At 67.1% G+C, this 13,781-nt stretch carries 15 protein-coding genes; 8 read left to right on the top strand and 7 right to left on the bottom strand.

Annotation, left to right across the window (positions count from 1 at the left end; all coding sequences use genetic code 11):
- Positions 1-19 precede the first annotated feature (19 nt).
- Positions 20-913 (top strand): 1-aminocyclopropane-1-carboxylate deaminase/D-cysteine desulfhydrase, encoded by an 894-nt coding sequence (locus tag IG04_RS0136430; RefSeq protein ID WP_030481295.1) that lies wholly within the window; start codon positions 20-22, stop codon positions 911-913.
- Here IG04_RS0136430 and IG04_RS44565 read toward each other — a convergent pair.
- The gene (locus IG04_RS44565; RefSeq protein WP_051771413.1) at positions 895-1,830 is read right to left on the bottom strand and encodes a helix-turn-helix domain-containing protein; all 936 of its coding nucleotides are present in this window, start codon (positions 1,828-1,830) and stop codon (positions 895-897) included. The two genes, IG04_RS0136430 and IG04_RS44565, sit on opposite strands and share 19 nt — an antisense overlap.
- A 26-nt stretch (positions 1,831-1,856) precedes the next feature.
- On the opposite strand from IG04_RS44565, the gene IG04_RS44560 reads away from it, so the two are divergent.
- The 3 genes from IG04_RS44560 (at position 1,857) to IG04_RS0136410 (ending at position 3,936) form a co-directional block, all read left to right on the top strand.
- A complete protein-coding gene (locus tag IG04_RS44560; protein WP_084401329.1) occupies positions 1,857-2,783 on the top strand; it encodes a helix-turn-helix domain-containing protein in 927 nt (308 codons plus the stop codon).
- Entirely contained in the window at positions 2,768-3,217 is a 450-nt protein-coding gene (locus IG04_RS0136415) for a hypothetical protein (RefSeq protein WP_030481292.1), read from the top strand. Before IG04_RS44560 ends, IG04_RS0136415 begins: the two co-directional genes overlap by 16 nt.
- Positions 3,218-3,303: 86 nt before the next feature.
- The gene (locus tag IG04_RS0136410; RefSeq protein WP_030481291.1) at positions 3,304-3,936 is read left to right on the top strand and encodes a class I SAM-dependent methyltransferase; all 633 of its coding nucleotides are present in this window, start codon (positions 3,304-3,306) and stop codon (positions 3,934-3,936) included.
- A 3-nt stretch (positions 3,937-3,939) separates the two neighbouring features.
- Here IG04_RS0136410 and IG04_RS0136405 read toward each other — a convergent pair whose 3' ends face one another.
- Positions 3,940-4,734 (bottom strand): helix-turn-helix domain-containing GNAT family N-acetyltransferase, encoded by a 795-nt coding sequence (locus IG04_RS0136405; protein WP_030481290.1) that lies wholly within the window; start codon positions 4,732-4,734, stop codon positions 3,940-3,942.
- A 32-nt stretch (positions 4,735-4,766) separates the two neighbouring features.
- Positions 4,767-6,209, bottom strand: coding sequence for a neutral zinc metallopeptidase (locus IG04_RS0136400; protein ID WP_245816226.1), 1,443 nt, complete (start codon positions 6,207-6,209; stop codon positions 4,767-4,769).
- A gap of 182 nt (positions 6,210-6,391) precedes the next feature.
- Here IG04_RS0136400 and IG04_RS0136395 point away from each other — a divergent pair, with 182 nt between their 5' ends.
- Together IG04_RS0136395 and IG04_RS43310 are read left to right on the top strand one after the other, a co-directional pair.
- Complete coding sequence (locus IG04_RS0136395) at positions 6,392-6,982, top strand: DUF6230 family protein (protein ID WP_030481288.1); 591 nt, start codon at positions 6,392-6,394, stop codon at positions 6,980-6,982.
- Positions 6,973-7,434 (top strand): DUF6114 domain-containing protein, encoded by a 462-nt coding sequence (locus IG04_RS43310; protein WP_051771407.1) that lies wholly within the window; start codon positions 6,973-6,975, stop codon positions 7,432-7,434. The genes IG04_RS0136395 and IG04_RS43310 overlap by 10 nt, the downstream gene beginning before the upstream one ends.
- Before the next feature lie 7 nt (positions 7,435-7,441).
- Here IG04_RS43310 and IG04_RS0136385 read toward each other — a convergent pair whose 3' ends face one another.
- On the bottom strand, positions 7,442-7,639 hold the full coding sequence (locus IG04_RS0136385) for a hypothetical protein (protein ID WP_030481286.1): 198 nt from the start codon (positions 7,637-7,639) through the stop codon (positions 7,442-7,444).
- A 43-nt stretch (positions 7,640-7,682) separates the two neighbouring features.
- Between IG04_RS0136385 and IG04_RS0136380 the strand changes: the two genes are divergently transcribed.
- Positions 7,683-8,135, top strand: a complete 453-nt coding sequence (locus tag IG04_RS0136380; RefSeq protein WP_030481285.1) for a hypothetical protein — start codon at positions 7,683-7,685, stop codon at positions 8,133-8,135.
- Between the two features lie 50 nt (positions 8,136-8,185).
- Here IG04_RS0136380 and IG04_RS0136375 read toward each other — a convergent pair whose 3' ends face one another.
- Positions 8,186-9,556, bottom strand: coding sequence for a neutral zinc metallopeptidase (locus tag IG04_RS0136375; RefSeq protein WP_030481284.1), 1,371 nt, complete (start codon positions 9,554-9,556; stop codon positions 8,186-8,188).
- A gap of 133 nt (positions 9,557-9,689) precedes the next feature.
- Between IG04_RS0136375 and IG04_RS0136370 the strand changes: the two genes are divergently transcribed.
- The gene (locus IG04_RS0136370; RefSeq protein ID WP_144065379.1) at positions 9,690-10,364 is read left to right on the top strand and encodes a DUF7850 domain-containing protein; all 675 of its coding nucleotides are present in this window, start codon (positions 9,690-9,692) and stop codon (positions 10,362-10,364) included.
- Here the strand turns inward: IG04_RS0136370 and glgB are convergent.
- Both glgB and IG04_RS0136360 read right to left on the bottom strand, forming a co-directional pair.
- Positions 10,302-12,461: a 1,4-alpha-glucan branching protein GlgB gene (gene glgB, locus IG04_RS0136365; RefSeq protein ID WP_030481282.1), complete on the bottom strand. Its 2,160-nt coding sequence runs from the start codon at positions 12,459-12,461 to the stop codon at positions 10,302-10,304. The genes IG04_RS0136370 and glgB overlap by 63 nt on opposite strands.
- A gap of 3 nt (positions 12,462-12,464) precedes the next feature.
- On the bottom strand, positions 12,465-13,775 hold the full coding sequence (locus IG04_RS0136360; protein WP_030481281.1) for a maltokinase N-terminal cap-like domain-containing protein: 1,311 nt from the start codon (positions 13,773-13,775) through the stop codon (positions 12,465-12,467).
- Positions 13,776-13,781 lie beyond the last annotated feature (6 nt).

Below are 13,781 nucleotides of genomic sequence, written 5' to 3'. Positions count from 1 at the left end.
GCGACCGAGAGGGGAAGCCGTGAACAGCCCGGCTTTTCGGCTGCCGTCGCCGATCGAGGAGTTGCACGATGAGCGGGTTCGTCGCCACGGGGTGCGGCTCTACCTGAAACGGGACGACCTGATTCATCCGGAGTTCACCGGCAACAAGTGGCGCAAGTTGCGCTACAACCTCGCGGCTGCCAAGGAACAAGGGCACTCCCGGCTGCTGACCTTCGGTGGCGCCTACTCGAACCACATCGCCGCGACGGCGGCGGCAGGGCATCACTTCGGGTTTGAGACCGTGGGCGTGATTCGTGGCGAGGCGCACGAGCCGCTCAACAGCGTCCTCGCCTTTTCGACTCGACGGGGCATGGTGCTGACGTACCACGATCGTGACACTTACCGGCACAAGACGGATGCGGACGTGCTCGATCGGCTGCGTGCACAGTTCGGTGACTTCTACCTGCTGCCCGAAGGCGGCAGCAATGCCCTGGCGGTCAAGGGATGTGCTGAACTGCCTGCCGAGATCGACATCGAGTTCGACACGGTCTGCTGTGCCTGCGGTACTGGCGGCACGCTTGCCGGGATCGCTCATGGTCTGCGGAAGAACCAGACGGCGGTGGGGTTCGCCGCGTTGAAGGGCGGAGACTTCCTCGTTGGGGATGTCGAGCGCCTGCAGCGTGAGGCGTTCGGTGCCGTGAGTTCCAATTGGACAGTCCGCACCGAGTTCCACTTCGGCGGTTTCGCGAAGCGACGCGGTGAACTCGATGCGTTCATCGACGACTTCGAGGCGCGCCATGGCCTGCGCCTGGAGTGGGTGTACGTCGCCAAGATGATGTACGGCGTTTTCGCGTTGATCGAGCAGGGAGTGTTCCGCAGCGGTGAGCGGGTCGTCGCTGTTGTAACGGGACCGGATCAAAGCTTCAGTTCGTAAGCCCGCTGGACGTCCTTTGAAGTGTCGCTGGCGCACCATTCCAGTTCCCAGCGGCCGGTGTTGATCGAGAACTTGCGGCTGAAGCCCAGCCACATCCCGTGCATCCGCCGACTGGACGGGTCCACCACCATTTGCAGGGTGCCGTGGTACACAGCGCCTCGGTAGTAGCCGATTGGTGAGGTGGTCTCACGCCATGTCCCCGTGACGACTGAGGCGTCAGTGATCAGATCGAGCGTCATGCTCGATCCTGTGGTGTGTGGAAGGCTTTGTGCCGTAAGACGGTTCTTCTGCCGGCGAAGTACCAGGTAGTGCTCGCCGACAAACTCTTCGTTGCGGCCTTCGCTGCGGTAGTGGTACCTGCTCAGCCAGATGCCAGTCAGGCGTCGGGACGTCCCGCCTTCGCCGGTTGCTGCGGAGGCGAGTTCGTCCTCGTCGGCGCTGTCCAGCGTCGAAGTGGCTTTCAGCAGCACAGCTCGTCCGAGTTGGTCGACGAGGTCGGCGACGTTCAGGCCGGATCTCGTGTTCCCGATCAGTTCGAGTTGCTGCGCAGTGCGGAATGCGGGGTCGGACGATCGGAAGTCGGCGCAGTCGGAAACGAGGTCGCTCGTACTGCACTCGTAGAGTTCGGCGAGTCGGTTCAGTACGCCGATGGATGGCTCATGACCGGTTGGTGAGGGCCAGGTCTCCCAGTACGAGAAGGTTTTGGACGATTTGGTGTCGGTGGGCCACCTGATGTTCCAGTGCTCCGCTGCTTCACGCTGAGTCCACCCCCGCGCGAGGCGGAAGGCGGTGCGCATGTTGACGCCGTAGCGCTCGGAGAAGTTGCGCGCGATCTCGATCCAGGTTCTGTGCTGAGAACGCGCGGTCGCGGAAAGTGCGGCTTGTTCCTGGCGGAGGCTCCGAAACGGGGGCGTCACCAGCCTAGGTTACAACTTAACCCCGTATGACGGGGACAAGTTGTGTTGCAAGATCATCGCCCGACGGGGTTCCTGGGTGCTCTGACGTGCGGTTTCCTTTGAGCATGCCAAGGAGAGTGTCCACAGCGCGTCGGCGAGAGTTCGGTGACGGGCTACGGGCGGCCATCGGAGCCACGGGCTTGTCCTCACGGGCGGTCGCCGCGATGGTCGGCTGGCACGAGAGCAAGCTCTCCGATCTCGTGCAAGGCAAGGGCGGTGCCACCGAACTCGAAGTGGCCATTCTGCTGGGCGCCTGCCGAACCCCGCTTCCCGAACGTGAGCATCTACTCGCGCTCTTTCGGGAGACCCATGTCAAAGGGTGGTGGCAGCAGCACGGCGCTTGCAGTCCTGTTCGTCTCCGCACTGCGGTCGGGCATCTGGCCGTCGCCAGGTCGATCGTTGACTGGCAAGCCCATGTAGTGCCGTGCTTCTTGCAGACGGCTGACTACGCCCGCGAGGTTATGCGTGCATCCGTGAACATCCCGACGGATGAGCTGGAGGAACGGGTAGCGGCTCAAGCTGAGATGCAGGGGCTTCTCAGGCGCGTTTCACACTGCACCTTCTTCATCCACGAGCTGGCTCTCTCGCTTCAAGTCGGCAGTCGCGAGGTTCATGTCGAGCAGCTGCAGCACCTTCTTTTTTCGGGGAATCGTCCCAGCTTCTCCATTCGAATCGTTCCGGCAGCGCTAGGTGCGCACGCTGGGATGAACGGGTCGTTCACGAAGCTGGACTTTGAGAAGCATGAGCCAATCGTGTGGCTGCAGAACGAGAACTCCAGCCTCTTCGTCGAGGAGGAGTCTGCGGTCGCTGGTTATGGGGCCGTCGCTCGACGTCTGCACGACGTCAGCCTCGATGCGGAGCAATCCAAGGTCATGATCACTCAACAAGGAGATGCAACATGTCTACTGCGGTGACCGTGCGCGATCCGAGGGCCTGCGTGTCAGCTGAGGTGTGGGACCGAGAGGTTCGGCTGATCATGCGTGACCGTGACAGGGACCGCGAGATGGCCGAGCGCATCTTCGGGCAGGCCGTCGCCTACCTCGTGGTCGCGGGCGAGAACCCGGATGTGCCGATGGGACCGACGCCGATCGTCGACGAGGGCGTGCACAGCTTCATGCTCGACACGCCCAACTACTTCCTGTTCTGCGACGAGAACAACAACGGCCGCTACATCCACCACATCCCGCACCTGCCTGACGATGGCCAGGAAGGGCCGCTCGTGCTGAACGGCACGATCAAGGCCATCCGCGCGGCTGGGTTCCCGCTCGATGCCGAGCTCTGGAACACGCAGTCCGTCAAGTGCAACCAGTGTTATGCGGGCTGTCACGACAGCCCCGACGGTAAGTGACACGAACCCATCGCGGCCGCTGATACCGTCCCTCGTTCCGCGTTCTCGAACGTGGAACGAGGGTCCTCCACGGGAAGGAATCGCTGGTGAGCAGTCCCCAAGCGATCTGGGAACGGTACGCCGCGAAGTACGCGCCGCGTCGCGCCGTCAACGCAGCCGGCGCGACGACATGGCTCAACTGGACCCAGTACCCCGATCACGGGCCCGATGAGACCGTGCTCGGCGACCTTCGCGGCAGGCGGGTGCTGGAGCTCGGTTCTGGCGCAGGGGCCAACCTGGCCCACCTCGCAGCCCTGGGCGCGGTCTGCACGGGCATCGACATCGCCCCCAGTCGCGCCGAGCTTGCTCGCCAGACCTGGGGGCACCTCGGCGGTCTGGAGTTCGCCACGGCCGACGCGGTCGACTACCTCGCCGGCACGAACACCAGTTTCGACATCGTCTACTCGATCTTCGGCGCGGTTTGGTTCATCGACCCGGAAGTTCTGTTTCCTTTGGTGCGCAGGAGGATGAGCGACGGCGGCGTCTTTGCTTTCTCGCAGCCGCCGGCGGCGCCACAGGAGAACAAGGCCGACCAGGTCGTCCAGCAACGGCACCTACCCGTTCGCCAGTGGACCGAGCAACTTGCCGCAGCATCTTTCAGTGAGATCAAGGCGGAGACCGTCGACGCTCCTGAGCCCGGCAAGACCGGCACCGTGCTCATTTACGCGCGCGCCGCATAGGTGTCAAGGGCGTCTGCGTTCCAAAAGGACTGTGTCTCGCCATTCGCCGTGGTGCTTTGCGATTCGTTCGCGTAGGCCGACTGTGCGGAAACCCGCCTTGTGGTGCAGGGCGATGCTGGCTCGGTTCTCCGGGAAGATGACTGCCTGCAGGGTCCACATGTCGTCGGCGTCTGCGGCTGAGACCTGGTGGTGCAGCAGGGTTTTGCCCACGCCCTTGCCCTGGGAGGCGTCGGCCACGTAGATCGAGGTCTCGATCACGCCTGCGTAGCACTCGCGGGCTGAGATCGGGGTGGCTGCTGCCCAGCCTGCGGTCTTGCCGTCCACCACGGCTATCCAGCGGTGGTCCGGTAGCCACTTGGATTCCAGGGTTCTGCGGGACGGGACTTCCGTTTCGAACGTGGCGTTGCCTGAGGCTATGCCTTCGCCGTAGATGCGGCGGACGTCCGGCCAGTCCGCGACCGTCATGGCGCGCATGGTCACGCCTGGCATTGGGCGGACTGTGCCGGAGGACAGGGCGCCCATCACCGCGTCTGCCGCGTGGGGGAGGCCCGTGCAGCAGGCCGGGTTGACCGTGACGAGGGTGGTTGTGCCTTCGCGCTGGATGTGGAGGAAGCCGACCTCTGCCAGTTTGCGGACGTGGTGCGAGCAGGTGGACTGGCTCACGCCAAGGAGGGTCGTCAGCTCTCCGACGGTTACCGGGCCTGGTGCCGATGCCACGTGGTGCAGCAGGCGGACGCGGGTCGGGTCGGACAGCGACGAGAACCATGAGGCGTAGGTCGTGGCTTCGTCGGTCAGCACCTGCTAAGTATCGACGTTGGTCGATTAAAGGGTCAAACCGAATACTTCTTCACGCAGAACGAGAGGCCTCGGAAGAAGCCGTCGCCGAACGCTTCTACGCGGGCGAAGCCCGAGGGGACCGCTTTGCCGTTGACGTCTGCGGCGATGAGGCTGTCGTCTGCCAGGAGTTCTGCCACTGCCTCGTCCAGGTCGCCTGGGGAGAGGCGCAGGCCTGCTGCCGCGTTGGGGCGGTTGGTGAGGCCTGCCCACGCTCCTGTCAGGCAGGCGGTGCGCTGGCCTGCGGCGTCGTCGTCCAGCTTGAAGCCTGTCGCGTGCTGGATGGAGAGGGAGAAGCGGGAGGCGATTACGGCGAACGCGGCGAAGTCGCCGATGCCGCCCTTTGAGCCCTTCTTCGGGGGTGTGCCGATCTTGAGCAACTGCGGGAGGTCCAACTGGAGTTGGTTGACCGCCGGGCAGTAGGAGACGGGGGACGTGGTCTGGGCGTCGGCGCAGGGTTTGATGCCTGCCTTGTCGAAGGCGGGGAAGGACGCGCCGCTCGACTTGTAGGCGTCGCGGAGTGACTCCTCCAGTGCCTTGAGGTACTTGTCCTCGTTCACCTGGGCGTTGCCGCGGCCCTGGCCCTGGTCGGTGTCGGAGAGGTCGAACGGGCGCTCGGTGATGCGCTGGGAGATCTCGGCCTCGTTGATCTCGGCGCAGCGGGCGGCGCCTCGGGTGAAGCCGAACTGGAAGGCGGAGACGCGGTCGAACGCGCTGCCGTGGGCGCCCTGCTTCTCGAAGGACGTGCCGGCGCTGTCGCGGATGAAGAACATCGTCTGCAGGACCTGGTTGAGGCCCTCGCCGGTGGAGAGTTCGAAGTGCTTCGACTTGTTCTCGGCGATCCAGCGCATGAAGACGCCGGTGTAGCAGTCGGCCTGCTGCTCTTTGACGATCGACGGCGTGTTGGCGCCGATGCCGGAGGCAGGGCCGAGCTTGTACTGGACGGCGTGGCCCATCTCGTGGGCCAGGACGGTGACGACGGCCATCGGGCCGAAGGAGTCCTTGAGCATCGGCAGGAGTTCGCCGCGGTCCCAGGTGATGCTGTCGTCGAGGGCGCAGTAGAACGCGTTCGCGATGCCGGTGGTGTCGAGCTTGCAGACCTCGACGCCCTTGCCGTTGGAGTCGTAGGAGATGAAGCGCTTCACCGGTTGGAAGGTCTTGCCCGCGAACGAGGCGGGGAACTCGGCCTTCCAGAACTCCTGCACGTCGGCGAGGGTGTTGATGGCCAGGCGGTCCATGTCGCCGCCGTCGCCGTTCTCCACGCTCAGGTCCGCGTCCGGCACGCCCTTCCTCGGGCCGGACGGGCCGTTGGAGATCTCCAGGCCCGCGACCTTGGTGGGGTCGGGGCGCTCGCCCTTCGGTTCGCCGTCGACCACGGAAGCGCACGCGGTCAAGGTTGCGGTCACGGCCAGCGCGACGGCGATTCGTCCGAATCCCATGAGGTCAGACCCTACTAAGCGGGTCCGGAGGGCCATTCGGCCAGTACCTGCGGCCAAACGTGAAGATTCCTCACCCTCTGGGGTGATTTCAAGACTGCGCGGACTCGTTTCCGTTGTACCGCCAATGTTTGGGAGCGCACAGTCCCATCCGCAAGCCTTCGGCGTGGAAGGAGTTTGGCGGTATGGGTAGAACGCGCTGGGCACGGTTCGCCGGGGTGCTCGGTATCGGTGCCGTTGGTGCCGGTGCCCTCCTGTTCGGCATGTCCCAGGGAGCGCTGGCCGCCTCGTTCGCGGTGTCCGGCACCAACTTCAAGGTGTCCGCCGACAACTTGACGGGCCAGGGATTCGTCCAGTTCGGCGGTGTGGACGCGGGTGCGGGCAAGGTGCACGTCGTCGCGGTCAGCGGGTTCAAGACGGCGAGGCTCGACAAGTTCTGCCAGTCGGTGTTCGTGCCCGGCATGCCGATCGTCGGTGACGTGACGATGCGCATCACCGCGGACAGCGTGGGCGGCATGTCCGCCGACAACCTGGTCGTCAACCTCACGGACCTCAACGGCGACCTGGTCCTCGGCAACCCCGAGATCGGCATCGACGCCAACAAGGTGACCAAGGGACCGGACAACCTCAGGGGTCTGCCGGGCTCGTTCGGTCTGCAGGCCGACACGGCGAACATCACCTCGCTGAAGCAGACCGCCTGGGCCACCACGGCCCAGACCATCAGGTTCAAGGGCATGAACCTGACCATTCGCCAGGGGAAGCAAGAGTGCTTCTGAGAATCTGGCGCGGCTTCACCGCGTGGCGACGTGGCCGGCCCTTCTGGGCCGGCCTGTTCGTGGCCGGAGGCGCACTCATCATCCTGTTCCCGCCGTTCGTCGGCGTGAAGCTCGGCGACATGGTCATCTCGATCAGGACGATCGGCGGCGTCTCCGCGTTGCTGATCGGCGCGTTGCTGGCGATCTGTGCGGCCGCGTTGTGGCTGCAGCCCAAGTTCCGGCTGGCGTCCGGCCTCGTCGCGGTGCTGCTGTCACTGGTCGCGCTCGTCGTGACCAACCTCGGCGGCTTCCTGGCCGGCACCATCCTGAGTCTGCTCGGCGGCGCGCTCGCCGTCGCGTGGACGGACGAACCCAAGAAGCCGAAGGAGGCGAAGGGGTCGAAGAAGGCGCGGCGTGAGGACGCGGAACCAGAGCCGGAGCCGGAGACGACCCAGAGGGTTCAGCCCACATGACGCGAACTCAGCCGCTGGCCGCCGTCGCGATGGTCGCGGTGCTGGCGCTGCAACCGCCGTCGAGCACCGAGCCGCCACCGTCGTCCAGTCCCGGCAGCAGCTCACCGGCCCCGACCAGCACCACGTCGGAGCCACCACCCGCGTCGAGCACCAGTGCCACCCCACCGCCGGCGTCGTCCTCCGTGCCGGCCCCGCCGCCCAGCACGGGGCCCTCGACGCCGCCACCCCCGCCACCGGCCCCTGCCCCGGTGGCGGCGGGAGGGCGGGAATGGACCCTGACGGCGTCCAGGCTCGACCTGGGCGGTCTCGACTTCGCCGGGGTCGTCGACGCGTTGCTGAACGGGCAGGTCATCAAGGTCCTGAAGTTCACCGCTGCGGACATGAAGATCAAGGACCTGGTGCAGACCGCCGAGATCTCGCCGGGCGTCAAGCTGGTCACCGCCGCACGGCCAGGCAGCACGTCCACGGTGTCGCCGGGCCGCATCGAGTTGTACACGGTGCAGCTCAAGGGCAACCTGGACATCCTCGGGATCAAGATCCCGGTGGACTACACGGCGGCACACCCACCGCCGCTGAACGTGCCGTTCGTGACCTTCACCGAGGTCACGGTGCGCAACACGGACCTGATCGGCGGAACGCTGACGATCCCGGGCGCGCGGATCTCCGTGGTGTCCGACCAGGCTCCGGCCGCCAGACGCTGAAGCCCGCACCAGGCCGCGAGCCGGTGCGGGCTTCCGCTTGTCTCAGAACCTCAGACGCCGCACTTCTTCGCGCCCTCGAACACGCCCTCACGGAACTTGGCCACCCGCTTGAACCCGGGATCCACGGCGTTCGAGCCCTTGGTGTCACGGGCGGCGTAGTCGAACTGCAGCAGCACCGTCACGGCCTCGTCGAAGTCACCCGGCGAGAGCCCGAACCCGTCCTGCCGCTGGAACACCGCGCCCGTGTACGCGCCGGCCAGGCACAACGCCGCCGCAGAGGCGTCCTCGCCCTCGGTCGGCTTGCCCAGCACGGCCAGTTCGGCCATCGCGTACCTGGTCGCGATCAGCGTGCCCGTCGCGTAGTCGCCGAGTTCCTTGTGCAGCAGCGGTAGCTCGTCCTTGGTGTCGATCTTGATGGTCTTGTCCGCCGGGCAGTACGCGACGGGGCCCTGGTCGCCGGAGCAGTCCGGTTCGGTCTGGGAGGCCTCCGCGCGCGGCGACGGCCAGGTCTTGCCCGCGGTCGTGGCGAGGTTCTTGAAGAAGCCGTCGAGGTCGGGCGTGACGGCTTCGAGCATGTCGTCGAACGGCAGGTTGCCGCCGTTCGCGCGGTCCTTGACGCTGGTGAACGCGCGCTGCGTGAACTGGCGGTTCTGGACCGTCATCGCGCTGCAGAACTTCGTGCCCTGCTCGTAGCCGTCCTGGAAGGCCGCCACGCGGTCGAACGCGCTGCCGTGCGCCTGCTCGTCCTCCGGGGAGGTGCCGACCGGGTCGCGGAACGTGATCAGCGCGCCCAGCGCCTTGTCCAGGGCGTCCGCGTTGATGTCCAGGCGCTGTGACTTGCCGTCCGCCACGTTGCGCACGAACGCGCCCGCGAAGCAGTCGGCCTGGGCCTCGGTGAGGATCGTCGGGTACTTCTCCGGCTCGCGGCGCTCGGCCTCGGGCGTGATGCCCATGCGGTTCTGCACGGCGTGGCCGATCTCGTGCGCGAGGACGACGACCACGGCCGCCTCGCCGAAGCGGTCCTGCAGCACCGGCAGCAGGGACGCGCGGTCCCAGGCGATCGCGTCGGCGGCCGGGCAGTAGAACGCGTTGCCCTCCACGTCCGCGGCCTTCTGCGTGCACGGTGGCGGCTTGGCGGTGGCGTCGGCCGTGTCGACCGAGAAGTAACCGCCACCCAGCGGCTTCCACGGCTTGTTGAAGGTCGTCTGGAACGACTCGGTCCAGAACTCCTCGATGTCCGTGAGCGCGGTGGCGGCCAGCTTGTCGATCGGGCCGTTGTCCGAGCCGCGCACCTGGACGGTGGCGGTGGACGCTTCCTTCTTCACCACCTTGGCGGCACGGGGGCGCCCCGGGATCTGGGCTGTGCACCCTGCGGCAAGCAGGGCGGTGACGACGATCAGCGCGATGCTCCGGTGCCGCATGGAACCATTGTGCCTGCCGGCCGGCTCCCGGGGCGTCCTAGTCGTCCAAGTCAGGCGCATACAAGGGGCAACGTGCGGCGGACTGATCAGGTTCACCGGGCTGAAGTCACCCGATCGACCTACATTTCCATTCGTGCGCGAAGTGTTGTGCGCCGCGTTGCTGCTTCTGGGCCCTCCGACGGGGGCCGATCCGACCATGCCCGGTTGCGTCGGAGGAATCGCGCCGGACCCGAGGGCAGGCATGATCATCGGGCCCGGCAGCGCCCACTCGGCGCTGGACGTGGTCCCGGGAGGCGTCTACGACCTGTCGGTCTGGGCAGGCAGCCGGGCGCCCGGACCCGCGACGGCGACCGGACTGCGGTTCCACGACCGCGCCGGCGTCCAGACCGGACGGACCTACGCGCTCCGGCCGGTCCGCGAGACGAAGCGCCAGAACAGCTACGGCATGGTCGCGCCGCGTGACGCCGCCACCGTCCAGTTCTTCGCCACCACGACCACGGAGATCCACTGGGACTGCGTGTTCCTCAGGGTGTCCGCCTACGACGTCGCGCTCGACGCCGGGCAGGACACCCTGAAGATCACCAACACCGGCAGCGAGCCGCTGACCGGCCTGAAGCTCACCGGATGCGCGGACTCGCCGCCGTTCGACCTGAACGTGAAAGACCAGGTCGTCCGCACCTGTGCGGGCACCGGTCCCGTCACGGTGTCCGGAGCGCTCTACTGGAACGGAGCGCTGCCGGACAGGTCAGTCGACGTCCTCCGGTACCAGCCACAGCACCCCGGAGGGCGGCAGCTGCAGGATCGCTGAGTACGGCCGCCCGTGCCACGGCCTGGCCTCGGCCTCGACGCCACCGAGGTTGCCCACGCCCGAACCGCCGTAGTGCGCGGCGTCGGTGTTCACGAGCTCCTTCCAGAGTCCGGAGGACGGCAGGCCGACGCGGTAGTCGTGGTGCGGCGACCCGGAGAAGTTCGCCACGCAGGCGAGCGTCGAGCCGTCCTCACCGATCCGCAGGAACGACAGGACGTTGCCACCCGAGTCGTTCGCGTCGATCCACTGGAACCCCTCCGGCGTGACGTCGTGCGAGAACAACGCCGCGGCGGTCTTGTACACCGAGTTCAGGTCGCGCGTGAGGGACTGGATGCCCTGGTGCAACGGCTCCTGCTCGACGAGGTGCCAGTCGAGCGACCGCGACTCCGACCACTCCTCCCGCTGCCCGAACTCACCGCCCATGAACAGCAGCTGCTTGCCCGGATGCGCCCACATGAACGCCAGCAGCGACCGCACACCGGCGGCCTTGTTCCAGTCGTCACCCGGCATCCGCTGCCACAGCGAACCCTTGCCGTGCACCACCTCGTCGTGCGAGAGCGGCAGCACGAAGTTCTCGCTCCACGCGTACACCAGCGAGAACGTCATCTCGTTGTGGTGGAACGAGCGGTGCACCGGTTCACGCGACAGGTAGTGCAGCGTGTCGTGCATCCAGCCCATGTTCCATTTGAAGCCGAACCCGAGCCCGCCCAGGTGCGTCGGCCGCGTGACGCCCGGCCACGCCGTCGACTCCTCGGCGATCATGACCACGCCGGGGTGCCGCCGGTACACGGTCGCGTTCAGCTCCTGCAGGAACCGCACCGCGTCGAGGTTCTCCCGGCCACCGAACTCGTTGGGCAGCCACTGGCCCTCGGGCCGTGAGTAGTCGAGGTAGAGCATCGACGCGACGGCGTCCACGCGCAGACCGTCGAGGTGGAACTCCTCGATCCAGTACAGCGCGTTCGCCACGAGGAAGTTGCGGACCTCGTTGCGCCCGAAGTCGAAGACGTACGTGCCCCAGTCGAGCTGCTCGCCACGACGCGGGTCGGCGTGCTCGTACAGCGCCGTGCCGTCGAACTTCGCGAGCGCCCAGGCGTCCTTCGGGAAGTGCGCGGGCACCCAGTCGACCAGCACGCCGATGCCGCGCTGGTGCAGCGTGTCGACGAAGTACCGGAAGTCGTCCGGCGACCCGAAGCGCGAGGTCGGCGCGTAGTACGAGGTGACCTGGTAGCCCCACGACCCACCGAACGGGTGCTCGGCCACGGGCAGCATCTCGATGTGCGTGAAGCCCATGTCCTCGCAGTAGTCCGCGAGCTCGACGGCCAGTTCCCGGTAGCTGAGCCCCGGCTTCCACGAGCCGAGATGCACCTCGTAGGTCGACATCGGCGCGTTCGCCCACTGCGTGGCCTCGCGCCGGGCCTCCCACTCCGCGTCCTGCCACTGGTACTCGGACCGCGTGACGACCGAGGCCGTCTGCGGCGGGACCTCCGTCGCGAACGCCATCGGGTCGGCCTTCTCGTGCCAGATGCCGTCCTGGCCGAGGATGCGGAACTTGTACCGCGAGCCCACCACGACGTTCGGCAGGAACACTTCCCACACACCGCTGGACCCCATGGAACGCAACGGGTTGGCGCGCCCGTCCCAGCCGTCGAAGTCACCGGTCACGCGCACGCCGCGCGCGTTCGGCGCCCACACCGCGAACGAGATGCCGGTGACGTCACCGGAAGCCGTTTCGTAGCAACGGACATGAGCGCCGAGCACGTCCCACAGCCGTTCGTGCCGGCCCTCGCCGATGAGGTGCAGGTCCAGCTCGCCCACGGTCGGCAGCCAGCGGTAGGGGTCGTCGACCTCGATCGCAGGTCCGCCGTTGTACTTGACCAGCAACCGGTAGTCGCCGGGCAGCTCCGGCAGTTCGCCCTCGAACAGCGCGTCGGCGATGCGTGGCAGCTCGACCTGCTTGTCGCCCCAGGCCACCGCGACCGACGTCGCGCCTGGGCGAAGAGCCCGCGCGATCACCTGGTCGCCGACGGAGTGCACACCCAGCACCGAGTGCGGGTCGTGGTGCGCACCTGACAGGAGTCGGTCCAGGTCGGCCTTCACGGCTCAGTTCCCTCCAGAAGTCATCCGGGCGATCGACGACAGCGGAACCGTCAACCACTCCGGCCTGTTGGCGTGCTCGTAAGCGACCTCGTAGACCGCCTTGTCCAGCTCGAAAGCGCGCAGCAGGTGCGCGTGGTCCCGCGGGTCGTCCGCCACCTCGGCGTAGCCGGCGCAGAACGCCGCCCGGTTGCGCTTCGTCCACTCCATCGCACGGTAGGCGAGCTGGTCGTCGTCGGGCTGGCCGATGAGCAGCTGCCTGGCCGCGTAGTCGAACGACCTCAGCATCCCCGCCACGTCGCGCAACGGCGACCGCAGCGCGAGGCGGTCCTCGACCTCGGCCGCGGGCTCGCCCTCGAAGTCGATCAGCAGCCAGCCGTGCACGGTCCGCAGCACCTGGCCGAGGTGCAGGTCACCGTGGATGTGCTGGATCGGGATCGCGCCGATGTGGTGGCGCGCCTCCGCGAACGCGGCGCGCAACGGCTCCTCGTGCCGGCCCAGCTCCGGCACCGCTTCCAGCACGACGCCCAGGCGCCGTTGCATGCCCTTGATGGCGCGGTCGATCGCGTCCTCGTCCGCGATCCGGGTGCCCAGGGCCTCGGCGAGATCGGCGTGCACCTTCGCGACGGCGTGGCCGAGGCGTTGCGCCTCGCCCGCGAAGTCGCCGCCGACCTCGAACGCGTGCAGGTCGGCCTCGGCCATCAGGTCGCGCACCGAGGTCTTGGCCATGTCCCAGCCCTCGACCGCGTCCGGCAGGAACTCCTGCAGCATCGCGAGCGTGATCTGCTGGTCGTTCAGCGTGGTCGAGATCGAGCCCAGGGGCTGCGCGATGTGCTCGCAGCCGACAGACCGCAACGCTCGGTGCATCGTCAGGTCGCGGTTCTCGCCGCTCGCGAGCTTGCGGAAGATCTTCAGGATGTACTGCTGGCCGTAGATCAGCGACGTGTTGGACTGCTCGACGCCGATCGGCCGGCCGCGCAGGCCCGGCCGCAGTTCGGTGCCGGGCTCGTGCGCGAACGTGATGCCGTCGACGGTGTACCCGGAAACGATCCGGTCGAGCAGCACACCGTTGTGCTCGGGGTCGAGCAGCACGTCCCAGGCGCCGGTGCTCAGGCTCAGCGCGCCCTGGTAGTTCTCGGTCCGTCCTGGTTGTTCGACCTCGAAGACCACGTGCACGAGGTCGCCGTCCACGACCGTCGTCCTCAGTGGACGGACGGCCGTGATCGGCCTGTCCTTGCCGCCGAACCACCTGGCGGCCGGGAGCAGATCGGGTAGCGAGGCGGTCAGCTTCTCGACCAGTTCGTGGGGATCGGTCACGCGTGA

Source organism: Lentzea albidocapillata, from assembly GCF_000719115.1.
GTDB lineage: Bacteria > Actinomycetota > Actinomycetes > Mycobacteriales > Pseudonocardiaceae > Lentzea > Lentzea albidocapillata.
The sequence above is the reverse complement of the archived record's forward strand: the minus strand, read 5'-3'. Positions and strand labels throughout refer to the sequence as shown.